The organism is Streptomyces sp. NPDC107521, assembly GCF_055598485.1.
In genome coordinates this window covers 71106-82339 of record NZ_JBVKAT010000027.1, presented here as the reverse complement: position 1 = coordinate 82339, position 11234 = coordinate 71106, and the positions used below count along the sequence as shown (strand labels likewise).

8 protein-coding genes and 1 pseudogene are annotated in these 11234 nt (G+C 74.9%); 2 read left to right on the top strand and 7 right to left on the bottom strand.

What is annotated here, in order from left to right; all coding sequences use genetic code 11:
- Nucleotides 1–686: 686 nt before the first annotated feature.
- A complete protein-coding gene (locus ACZ7LB_RS29265) occupies nt 687–851 on the top strand; it encodes a hypothetical protein (RefSeq protein WP_471472263.1) in 165 nt (54 codons plus the stop codon).
- Between the two features lie 223 nt (nt 852–1074).
- On the opposite strand, the gene ACZ7LB_RS29260 is transcribed toward ACZ7LB_RS29265, so the two are convergent.
- From ACZ7LB_RS29260 to ACZ7LB_RS29240, 5 genes are read right to left on the bottom strand one after another with little or no spacing between them, the layout of a single operon-like run.
- On the bottom strand, nt 1075–3975 hold the full coding sequence (locus ACZ7LB_RS29260) for a DUF5682 family protein (RefSeq protein WP_471472261.1): 2901 nt from the start codon (nt 3973–3975) through the stop codon (nt 1075–1077).
- Nucleotides 3972–5096: an ATP-binding protein gene (locus tag ACZ7LB_RS29255; protein WP_471472259.1), complete on the bottom strand. Its 1125-nt coding sequence runs from the start codon at nt 5094–5096 to the stop codon at nt 3972–3974. Before ACZ7LB_RS29255 ends, ACZ7LB_RS29260 begins: the two co-directional genes overlap by 4 nt.
- A gap of 59 nt (nt 5097–5155) precedes the next feature.
- Entirely contained in the window at nt 5156–6670 is a 1515-nt protein-coding gene (locus ACZ7LB_RS29250; protein ID WP_471472257.1) for a vWA domain-containing protein, read from the bottom strand.
- Nucleotides 6667–8058 carry a hypothetical protein gene (locus tag ACZ7LB_RS29245; protein ID WP_471472256.1) on the bottom strand — a complete coding sequence of 464 codons (1392 nt, stop codon included), beginning with the start codon at nt 8056–8058 and terminating at the stop codon, nt 6667–6669. Before ACZ7LB_RS29245 ends, ACZ7LB_RS29250 begins: the two co-directional genes overlap by 4 nt.
- Nucleotides 8058–8576: a hypothetical protein gene (locus ACZ7LB_RS29240; RefSeq protein ID WP_471472254.1), complete on the bottom strand. Its 519-nt coding sequence runs from the start codon at nt 8574–8576 to the stop codon at nt 8058–8060. Before ACZ7LB_RS29240 ends, ACZ7LB_RS29245 begins: the two co-directional genes overlap by 1 nt.
- A gap of 524 nt (nt 8577–9100) precedes the next feature.
- Here ACZ7LB_RS29240 and ACZ7LB_RS29235 point away from each other — a divergent pair.
- Nucleotides 9101–9451, top strand: a complete 351-nt coding sequence (locus ACZ7LB_RS29235; protein ID WP_471472253.1) for a hypothetical protein — start codon at nt 9101–9103, stop codon at nt 9449–9451.
- A 96-nt stretch (nt 9452–9547) separates the two neighbouring features.
- On the opposite strand, the gene ACZ7LB_RS29230 is transcribed toward ACZ7LB_RS29235, so the two are convergent.
- Together ACZ7LB_RS29230 and gnd are read right to left on the bottom strand one after the other, a co-directional pair.
- Nucleotides 9548–10096 (bottom strand): GNAT family N-acetyltransferase, encoded by a 549-nt coding sequence (locus tag ACZ7LB_RS29230; RefSeq protein WP_471472251.1) that lies wholly within the window; start codon nt 10094–10096, stop codon nt 9548–9550.
- Between the two features lie 125 nt (nt 10097–10221).
- Nucleotides 10222–11109, bottom strand: a pseudogene (gene gnd / locus ACZ7LB_RS29225) (phosphogluconate dehydrogenase (NAD(+)-dependent, decarboxylating)); the annotation flags it as partial.
- Between the last annotated feature and the right edge of the window lie 125 nt (nt 11110–11234).

Sequence of the window (11234 nt, the reverse complement as noted above, 5' to 3'; positions counted from 1 at the left end):
ATGGCGATGATGCTAGGGAGCGACCGCCCGCGAGGTCAATGGTCTGGACCATTAAGTTTATGCGTCCCGGACCGTGCTCGCCGGTGTTCTTCCTGCACACGGAGGCCCTGCGGGGGGCGGGGAGGGAAATCCGGATGCTCCGCCGCGTCGGCCGGGCCACCCCGCCGTGCCCGCGCGCGCCCCTCCCGGGGAGTCGTGCCGCGAGCGCCGGGCGGACCCGGATCCAAGTGTCGCCGGGTCAAACCTCCTTGAGGGGCGGCGACCGAATTCCGGCCGAAATCCGTCCGCCGCGGGGGACGGGGGAAACGGGGCCGTACGGGGGCGAAGGGGACACGCCGGCGGTGCCCGGCATCGCCCTCGCGGTGACCGGAACCGTGCCGTGGGCCGAGCGCGGGAATCCCGCCGTCCGGCAAGGGTGCCCGCGCCGGATCCCTACTCCCGCCGGGCGGGTACGAGTTCTGCCGCGAGGCACTGCGATGGGGCGGGTTGGGGGACTCCGTTCCGGACCCCCGACCTCCGGCCCCTGAAGCCGGGCCCTTGAACCCGTCGGAATCGGTGAACACTTCGGTCGCAGGTGTTCACGGATCGCGCGATACGGGCCCGGCGCAGGGCGGTCGGTGGGTGGAATCCGGGCGGATGCCGGACGGTACGGAGTATTCCGCCGGTACGGGCGGGACACTCCCCGTATGTCGAAGGGGCTGCGCTGGGTGCTGGTCGTGCTCGTCCTGATCTGGAGCTTGTTCGCCTACCAGTGGTACGACAAGGGCTGCGACATCGCGGAGGCGTACACCGCGGTCCTGAAGTACGGCGTGCCCGAGGGACTCGAACCACTGCCCGCCTGCTACGGCTGAGCCGGTGGCCCGGGCGCCGTACGCGGGCGGGCACCGGCGCGGTTGTGCCTGCCTGGCGCGCGGCCGGTCCCGGGCGGATGCTCCGACGGGCGCCGCCCGGCTCCGGTGTGGTGCCGCCGTCCCTGGGCGGGCGGCACACGCGGGGCGGCGGAGCCCCGCCGGGGACCCCACCGCCCACTTGAACGCTCAGCCGCCCGCGCGCACTCAGCGGCCGCGCGCACGCTCAGCCGCCCGCGAGGAGCCGCTCCGCCGCCGCTGCCGTCGCCGGGTGCCGGGACACGAGGAGCGCGCCGACCGGGGCCCCGGAACCGGGCGCCGCCCACGCCCCTTCGCAGCCCAGCATTTCCGCCACCGCGTCGCAGGCCGCCGGGTGCCTGCCCAGCAGCGCGGCACCGCGGGCGCCCGCGCCCTGCCCGCCGTCCCCGGCCGCGCGGCGCACGGGGACCTGGACCGGGGGTGTGCGCCACGGCGGTGTCCACGCGTCCAGCTCCGCCAGCCGCCCCGGGAAGATCCGCCCGGCCTCCCGGACCAGCAGCGGTGCCAGCTCCCCGGCGCCCGAGCGCAGTGTCGTGATCAGCAGCGGCAGCCACGGCAGCAGCACCGCGTCCGGCAGCCGCCCGAAGGCGTTGGACACCGCCTCCACCACCACGTCCGCCAGCGCCGGCACCGGCTCCAGCGCGTGCACGAAGCCGCTGAGGTACTGCGGATAGGAGGGCACCACCAGCGGGTTGTCGAGCAGTTCGTCGCAACGGGAGCGCAGCTCCGCCCGGGACAGCGTGCCGATCCGCACCCGCGCCGCCCACAGCAGGGCCGTCTTCGACGGGTCCTCCGGATGCGACTGGGCGACGGCCAGCTCCAGCTGGGTCCGGTCGCAGCCCAGGGAGAGCGCCAGCCCCTCCATGCCGAACAGGAAGCCCAGCATCGCCGCGACCTGCCCGACCGTCGCGTCCTCGTCCCGGAACGCCATCGGCAGCAGCGTGCAGTAGTGCGCGTACCCGGTCCGGACGAACGACTCGATCCACGCCGGGAGCGCCGGTTCGCCGGTGCGGTAGTACGCCAGCAGGGTCCGCACCCGGCGCAGCACCTCCGGCGCCCCGTCGACGCCGCGCTCGGTGGCGAGCACCTTCAGCGCGTGATGGCCCAGCTCCTCCGCCAGACGCCGGCCGCCCAGGTACAGCGTCGCGTCCTCGACGGCGGCCAGCACGCCCGCCGTCGTCGCGTCGGGCGCGTACGCGTCCCGCCGCAGCCGCTGCTCCAGCACCTGCTCGATGCTGACGCCCTCGTAGCCCAGCTCGATCAGCGCCCGCTGGTGGGTGCCGAGGGCCAGGTCCCACGACTCCTGCACCGAGCGCTCGCCGAGCCGCCGCTCGCCCATGACCGGACGGGCCGCGCCGTGCGGCAGCAGCCGCCGCAGCATCCACAGCACGTCCGAGCAGGCGTTCAGCTCCGGCTGGGCGGTCATGTCCAGCAGGGCCCGCCGCACCCCGCGCTGCTGGAGCTTCAGCCCGAGCGGCGCGAGCCGGTCGTGCACGTCCCGGGCCAGCGGGGGCAGCGCCTCGTAGCCGACCTGGCCGATCCGGTCGCCGCCCATCATGATCTCGACCAGCCGGCGCACGTCCCGCCGCCCGGGGACGCGGTCCTTCTCGATGCAGGTGACCGCCGCGTCCTGGAAGTCGTACGGCGTCGGCTTGGCGCGGTCGCGCATCCCGGCGAGCAGGATCGACGTCTCGAAGACGGCGATGGCGTCGGCGGTCGAGGCGAGATAGCCGTTGCGCCGGGCCGCGTGCACGATGCCCACGGACCAGCCGAGCAGCTCGGCCTCGTCCAGTCCGTCCAGCACCGGCGGGCGGCGCAGGAAGCCCGACAGCCGGTCCGTGTCCCCGGCCGGCGCCGGAACGGGCTCCGGGGGCGCCTGGGCCGCCGTCTTCGCCGTGCTCTTCCCGGTGCCCGCCTGCCCGGCCAGCCGGAACGGACGCACCCGGGCCCGCTTGAGGCCCTTGGCCCACTCCGTCGCCGCGATCGACACCGAGCCCGGGGCGAGCCCGAACTGCGCCTCGATCGCCGCGTGGCTGGACGGGATCAGCCCGTACTGCCAGACGGTGTCCGTGCGCGGCGTGACGGTGAAGCCGCCGCTGCCGCCCACCCCGAACTCCTCGACCCGGCTGGCCGCGTGGAACGCCCCGCAGACGTAGAGGCAGTCGGCCGGGTCGGTGCCGGTGGCCGCCAGGTGCTCGCGCATCCTGGTCCACATGTGGCGCTCGCGGTCCTCGTCCACCCGCAGCCGGTCGCCGTCGCCCGGGGCGAGCCTGCGGAACAGGCTGCCGATCAGGAACATGACCTGGCGGTAGGTGTCGTGGCCGGCGGAGCCGTCCGCGAGCGGCACCTCGACGTACTGGTGCCACCACTCCGACCAGTGCCGCACCCTGCCGTGGCGCAGCAGGTGCCGCTCCAGCTCCGCGAAGCGGGGCCGCAGGTCGCCGATCTCCACGCCGACGGCCTCGCCGTGCAGCGCGGCCTCGGGCTCGGCCGGCGCGTCGTCGTCCTCCGGGTCGGGCCCGCCGGTGCCCCGGTCGCGGCCGTCCCACTGGAAGACGTGGTCGGCGGAGCGGTCCACCAGGACCAGTTCCACCCCCGGGGTGTCCAGGGCGTAGGCGATGGCCTGGTACTCGGCGGACGCCTCGGTCATCGGCGCGACCACCGACAGCGGGGCCCATTCGGCGGGGAAGCCGTCGACGTCGCCGGCGAAGGCCTGCACCGCCACCGGCAGCCGGCAGTTGCGCAGCTCGGTCAGGAGCGGTGCCATGTCCTCGCACATCTCCAGGTACACGACCCTGGGCCGCTTCTCGCGCAGCCGCCGGGCCATGGCCGTGGCCGAGGCGGGGGAGTGGTGGCAGACGGGGAAGATCTCCAGGGGCTCGCGGGACGCCCGGTCGACGTCGTCGACCATGCCCAGCAGGATCTCCTCCAGGGCGTCCGGCCCGCCCGCGAAGGCGGTCGCCGCCTCCCGCAACTGCCCCCGCAGCGCGCCGAACGCGCCGCCGTCCCCGGGTGTCCCGCCGGGGACCGGGGCGTCGTCCGGGGTCCCGCCGCCGGTGCCGGGGCCGCTCTCCAGGACCCCGCTCACGACAGGGTGGCGATCGCGTCGCGCCCGCCCTCGAGGAACTCCGGCCAGGAACCGCCCTGTTCCCTGCTGCGCGGCTCCACCACGCCGTGCAGGTACTTGTTGAGTATCGCCAGGTCCTCCGGCTCGCGGCGGGTCAGCGAGCCGACGAGCGAGGAGGCCAGGGTACGGGCGGTCAGGGCGCTCTCCCCGAAGAAGGTGCCGTGCAGGACGGCGTCCTCCAGCACGCCGATCTGCTCGGCCGTCGACAGGGCCGACTCCAGCTTCTCGTCGTCGCTGCCGGCCGCCGCGGCGGACGCCCGCAGGTCCGCGAAGCTCTGCAGCAGCACGTCCAGCAGGGTCGGCGGCACGTCCAGGTCGATCGAGTGCCGGCGGAGCAGCTCCTCGGTGCGGAAGCGGACGATCTCCGCCTCGCTCTTCTTGTTCGTCACGACCGGGATGCGCACGAAGTTGAAGCGCCGCTTGAGCGCGGACGACAGGTCGTTGACGCCGCGGTCCCGGCTGTTGGCCGTGGCGATGATCGAGAAGCCGGGCCTGGCGAAGACGATGTTGTCGTCACCGCCGCCGCTCTCCAGCTCGGGCACGGAGATGTACTTCTCGGAGAGGATCGAGATCAGCGCGTCCTGCACATCGCTCGTGGACCGGGTCAGCTCCTCGAAGCGGCCGATGGTGCCGGTCTCCATCGCGTTCATGATCGGGGAGGGGATCATCGACTCCCGGGACTGGCCCTTGGCGATGACCATGGACACGTTCCACGAGTACTTGATGTGGTCCTCGGTGGTGCCGGCCGTGCCCTGCACCACCTGGGTGGAGTTGCGGCTGATGGCGGCGGACAGCAGCTCCGCCAGCCAGCTCTTGCCGGTGCCGGGGTCGCCGATCAGCAGCAGGCCGCGGTCGGAGGCGAGGGTGACGACGGACCGCTCGACGAAGCTGCGGTCACCGAACCACTTCTGCGCGATCTCCCGGTCCAGGCCGTCCGAGCGCTCGGAGCCGAGGATGAACAGGCGGACCATCTTGGGGGACAGGCGCCAGGAGAACGGCTTGGGGCCGTCGTCGACGGACTCCAGCCAGTCGAGTTCCTCGGCGTACTTGATCTCGGCGGGGGCGCGCAGCAGGTCGGACATGTCGAAAGGGCCTTTCCGTACGGATGGTCATCACGGGCGACGCGGGCGTACGCCGGGGATCAGGTGAGGAACGTCTTGAGTTCGTGCACGAGCTTCTTGATGTGGCCGGAGATCACCGGCGTGCCGAGGTCCTTGAACCGCTCCCGGTACCACGGGTTGACGCTGCCCCGCCCGGAGCTGGTCACCGAGCCGACCGGGATGAACTTCGCCCCGGAGCGGTGGACGGCGGCCATGCTGTCGAACAGCTCCTGCTGGCGCCACTCGTAGAAGTCGGATATCCAGACCACCACGGTGTTGCGCGGCTCCGCGATCTTCGGCTGGGCGAGCGCCATGGCGACGGTGCCGTCGGTCCCGCCGCCCAGCTTGGTGCGCAGCAGCGTCTCGAACGGGTCGTGGGCCCAGGGGGTGAGGTCGAGCGCCTGGGTGTCGTAGGCGATCAGATGGACGTCGACCTTGGGCAGCCCGGCGAAGATGGACGCCAGGATGGTGCAGTTGACCATGGAGTCGACCATGGAGCCCGACTGGTCCACGACGACGATCAGCCGCTGCGGCGTCGTCCTGCGGCTGGTGTGCCGGTAGTACAGGCGGTCGACGTAGAGCCGCTCCTCCTCCGGGCTCCAGTTGGTCAGGTTCTTCCAGATGGTGCGGTCGATGTCCAGGTTGCGGAAGACCCGCTTGGGCGGCACGGAACGGTCGATCTCGCCCACGGTGGACTTCTCGACCTGGGTGCGCAGCACCTCGGTGACCTCGTCGACGTACCGCCGGATCAGCGCCTTGGCGTTGGCCAGGGCCACGCCGGAGAGGTTGTCCTTGTCGCGGAGCAACTGCTCGATCAGGGACATGCTCGGGGTCAGCCGGGAGGCCAGCTTCGGATCGGCCAGCACCTCGCGCAGATGCATCCGCTTGACGAGGTCGCCCTCGATGGCGCCGAGTTCGGGCCCGATGGCGGGGATCAGCCGGCCCAGGTCGGGAAGGGACGCCCCGCCGCCGGTCCCGGTGCCCGCGCTCCGGCCCCCGCGGCCGCCGCGCAGTTCGCCCGGGCGGCAGCCGAGGGCGCGCTCCAGCCAGTCGGCGTCGGACTGCCAGCGGGCCAACCGACCCGCGGTGACGGTGCCGCGGGCGGAGGCGAAGACGTTCAGCAGCACCTTGGAGACGAGCGCCGCGCGCCGCACCTCGGCGCCGCGGTCGCGCGCCCCGTCCTCCTCCTGGCCTGGGACCATCAGCCCGTCGAACTCGGCGGCCAGCCCGGGGTGGCGCTGGACGACGGAGTCCACGGAGGCGTCCGGGTCGAGCAGGGCGGGCGGCAGCCCGATGTCCTCGACCACGGCGAGGCTCGCCGACTCCAGGGCCGCCTGCTCCTCGTGGTCGAAGAGGCGGGCCAGCAGCCGCCAGTAGAGCACCTGCCGGCGGTTGTCGTCGGGGTCGGGCGCGGTGCCGGCCCCCGTGCCGGGCCCGGCTTCGGGCGGTGCGCCGTCGGAGGCCGCGGCGGCGGCGCCGCCGGGCCCGGCACGGCCGTCGGTGCCCGGAACGGGCCGGGTCTGGGGGCCCGGGATCTCCCGGATGTCCTCGGTCATTTCCGCAGCAGCTTTCCGGCGCGCTCGCGCAGTACGGTGACCGCGTCGGTGGCGGCCTTCTCGGCCCGGATCCCGGCCTTGTCGGACGTCCCGCCCGCCCAGGCCCCGGCATGCACCGCCACGGCCTTCTTGCGCACCGTCCGCTCCACGGCCAGCGGCTGGAGCCGGAACTCCCCGGCGTCCCACCGCAGCAGGCCCAGGCAGGCCGCCGAGGAGGCGACCAGCTCGCGGGTGAGCGGCCCGGCGGCGGGCAGCCGCCCGGCGTCGACGGCCAGCCGGTGTCCGGCGATCTCGAACACCGTCCCGTCCTCGCCCTCCGCCACGCCGTACCCCTCCAGCAGGACGGGAGCCGCGAGGGCCGCCGGATGCCGCTCCAGGGGCGGGGCGGCGAAGGCGACGGCCGCCGGGAGGGCGACCCGGGCGGTGGCGAAGACCTCGGCCGCCCCGCCCGCGCGGGCCCGGCCGTCGTCCCAGAGCAGATCGCCCCCGGCGGTCAGCGGCATCGCGTCCAGGTCCATGGTCCGGCCCTCGCCCACGGCGGCCAGCAGCGCCATGCGCGGGCGCAGCACCTGCCACAGCCCCGCCCCCACGACCGTGTCCGGCTTCGGCGCCGAGACCGAGGCCCGCACCAGCCGGGGCTCCGAGCCGTCCGCCGGTTCGAACACGGCGTGCACCTGCGCCTGCACGGCGGTGGCGTGCTCCTGGAGGTCCACGCCGAGCGGCAGCAGTCGGCCGGAGACCTCGGACACCGCCGGGGCCGGGGCGGCTCCGGGCAGCGTCAGCAGCACGGCCCGGGACCAGAGGTCCGCCCAGCGGCGCACCGGCACCCGCTCCAGGGCGGCCCCCGGACAGGAGGCGGCCAGTTCGGCGGCGAAACCGTCGAGCAGGACGGCCTGGCGGCGCAGCGCGGGATCGGGCAGCATCGCGGCGACCACCGGGGCGGCACCGCCGACCAGTTCGTGCTCGATGCCCCGCCACCCCGCGCGGGCCAGGTCGCACAGCCAGCCGCGGGCGGCGGTGAGCAGCCCGGCCGCGTGCCCGTCGTCCCCTCCCGGTCCGGCGGGCTCCCCGGCGGTCCGCCGGCCGGTGGCCTCGTCGACCCGGGCGGCCAGCGCGTCGTGCGCGGAGCCGAGCAGCGCCACCCGGGCGGCGGCGAGCGCCACCAGGTGGTCCTCCTCGGCGGCTCCGGCGACCGTCTTGTCGGCGGCCTCGCCGACCCGCGCGGCCAGCGGTGTCCCCTCGACGGCGTCCGCGAGCGCCACGAGCCCGCCGGCCTGCCCCGGCTGGGGGCGCAGCAGGCCCCCGCACAGGGCGTCGTCGAAACCGTCCACGGCGGCCAGGACCTCGTCGAGGCCGTCGACGGGCGCGCTCAGCGCGTCGGTGCGCATCAGGCCACCGCCCCCGCCGTCGGGAACCAGTGCATCTCGGGCAGCGGCGCGGTGACCGGCTCCAGTTCGAGGTAGCCGAGGTGCCGCAGGAACCGGCTGAAGACCTGCGCCGCCGCCGAGGAGTCCCCCGGGCCGGGGCGCGCGGCGGCCATCACGGCGGTCACACTCCCCGCGTCGGGCCGCTCGGCGTCGTCCTCCGCCCCGAGGTACCGGGCGACCCGGTCCACGCCGTACTGGAGCACGGCCTCGACGACCAGCGCGCGGATGTGGTTGCAGAAGCCGCCCCGGGCCCCGCCGCAGGGCCGGTTGTTGTTGGTGCTGCAGGCGTAGGCGTACGTCCCCGCCGCCACCGACGACACGTACACCCGGCCGATGTCGGACCCGCTGGACACCACGCCCTGCAACCGCCCGTCGGCCAGCTCCACGAACGGAACCTTGGCAAGTTTGCGCGGTCGCGCGGACGGCACCACCCGTACCGTGCTCGACCTCTCCCAGACGGACAACGCACCATCTCCCATGCATGCGAAAGGGGAACGTCCACGCCTCCCCGGCGGAACAGGGAAAAACCTAGCGGCGACCACTGACAACGCCCCCGCCCGCAGGTGAACACCCGCCCAGGACCGGACCACCGGACCGGTTCCGCCGGCCCGCCGCCGTTCCGGCCGCCCCGCCGCCGTACCGCCCGGACGGCGCCGACGTATCGGCCGACCGCCCGCCGACGTATCGCCCGGTCGGCGGCGCGCACCGCGCGACGGAGGCGCCCGCCGGTTCCGTCGCCCGCCGGTTCCGGCCGGCCGCCCGTGGCGCCGGTGGTCCGCGCCCGGGTGCCCGCCCCCGTGGAGTCGGACGGGTGCCCGGTCCCGTGGAGGAGGACGGCCCGGACCGCGCCCGGGGGCGCCGTCCCCGGACCCCGCCCCGGCCGTGTGGGCGTGGGCGGCCCGGCGAGGGTCCCGCCGCCGGAGCCGGTCCCGCCGTCCCGCCCCGGCGCCCCACGGGCTCCCCTTCGATGTGGGGGAAGGGCCGATGCTCTAACGTGTCGGGAATGCCGCTCGTCGAAGTGACCCACGCGCCCACCGTGACCGAGGCCATACTGCGTCAACTGGGCTCGGTACTCCCGCACTTGGTGTCCCTGGCGGTGGAGTGCCCCGAGGAGCCGTACGACGGCGACCCGGGGCCCGGTGACGTCGAGATCCGCTTCCGGCCGCTGGGCCCGCTGGACCGCTGCGGCCTGCCGGTGGTGATCGAGATCAGGTCGAAGTGGACGCCGCACCGGGAGGCCGGCCGGCAGGAGCGCGTGGACGCGCTCCACGCGGGGATCCGCGCCGCCACCGGGCTCGACTCCTTCGGCGTCTACCTGTCCCTGCCGGTGGCCGCATGGTCCCAGGGGGACTGACCCCGGAACGGTCCGTGCCCGGCGTGCCCGGCGGCACGGCGGGCACGTGGAGTGCGGGGCGCTCCCGCCACCGTCCGCGCGAGGGCGCCCGCGGAGTCAGGCCGGGCCCGCCCACTCCTCGCGGAGCATGCCGAACAGCACCCGGTCGTGGCGCTCCCCCCGGACCAGCACCGCCGACCGGCGGCGGCCCTCCTCCCGGAAGCCCAGCCCGGTGAAGGCGCGCACCGCGCGCTCGTTGCCGCTCCAGGTGTCCAGCTCCAGCCGGGCCAGGCCGTACGCGCCGAACAGGTGGTCCACCAGCAGCCGCAGCGCGTCCCGTCCGTGGCCCGCGCCCCAGAACCCCCGCTCCCCGACGGTGACCCCCAGCGTCGCCACCCCGGCCCAGGGGTCGAGGTCCCGGTAGTCGGCCATGCCGATCACCGCGCCGCTCGCCAGGTCCTCGACGGTGAACACGGCCGACTCCCTCGGGACCAGCCGCAGCATGCCCTCGAAGGCGAGGGCGACCGCCTCCGCCGTGACCGGGCCGAACAACGGGTCCCCGGCCGCCGCCCAGTGCACCACCTCCGGGTCGTTGCGCCACCGGAGGTGGTGCACGGCGTCCCCGGGGCGCAGCGCGCGCAGTCTGACCAGTCGTCCCTCGAACATTGGGGAACCCTAGACGATCGGGGGAGGCGCCCCGGGACCCGGTCCGGCGCCACCCGGCCGGAGGGCGGAGCGGGGGCGGTCCCGCCCGGCCCGGGGGAACCGCGCCCGCCGCACCCCGGCGGGGGCTACTCCTTCGCCGACTCCACCGCGTGGCCGCCGAACTGGTTGCGCAGCGCGGCGATCATCTTCATCTGCGGCGAGTCGTCCTGCCGGGACGCGAACCGCGCGAACAGCGAGGCGGTGATCGCCGGCAGCGGCACCGCGTGGTCGATGGCGGCCTCCACCGTCCAGCGCCCCTCGCCGGAGTCCTCGGCGTAGCCGCGCAGCCGCTCCAGGTGCGGGTCCTCGTCGAGGGCGTTCACGGCGAGGTCGAGCAGCCAGGAGCGGATGACCGTGCCCTCCTGCCAGGAGCGGAAGACCTCGCGGACGTTGTCCACGGAGTCGGCCCGCTCCAGCAGCTCCCAGCCCTCAGCGTAGGCCTGCATCATGGCGTACTCGATGCCGTTGTGGACCATCTTGGCGAAGTGCCCGGCCCCCACCCCGCCCGCGTGGACGAAGCCGTAGGGGCCGTCCGGCTTGAGCGCGTCGAAGACCGGCCGCAGCCGGTCCACGTGCTCCGCCTCGCCGCCGACCATCAGCGCGTAGCCGTTCTCCAGCCCCCACACGCCGCCCGAGACCCCGGCGTCCACGAAGCCGATGCCGCGCCTGCCCAGTTCCTCGGCGTGCCGCTCGTCGTCGGTCCAGCGGGAGTTGCCGCCGTCGACGACCACGTCGCCCGGCTTGAGCAGGGTCGCCAGCAGGTCGACGACGCCCTGCGTGGCGTGGCCGGCCGGGACCATCACCCACACCGCGCGGGGCGCCGCCAGCCGGTCGACCAGATCGGCCAGGTCAGTGGCGTCGGACCGCCCGGGGTCGGTGTCGTATCCGATGACGGTGTGCCCGGCGCCGCGCAGCCGGGTGCGCATGTTGCCGCCCATCCTGCCGAGGCCAACGAGACCGATCTGCATGTCAGCGCACTTCCTTCGGTGCGCGGGCGAAGGGCCCGCGCGGGGTCGGGTCGGGGACGGTGCGGGCGTGGTGCCCGCTCGGCGCGGCCCGCTCGGGCCGCCGGTCCGGCTCCGTGACGGCACGGGCTCCG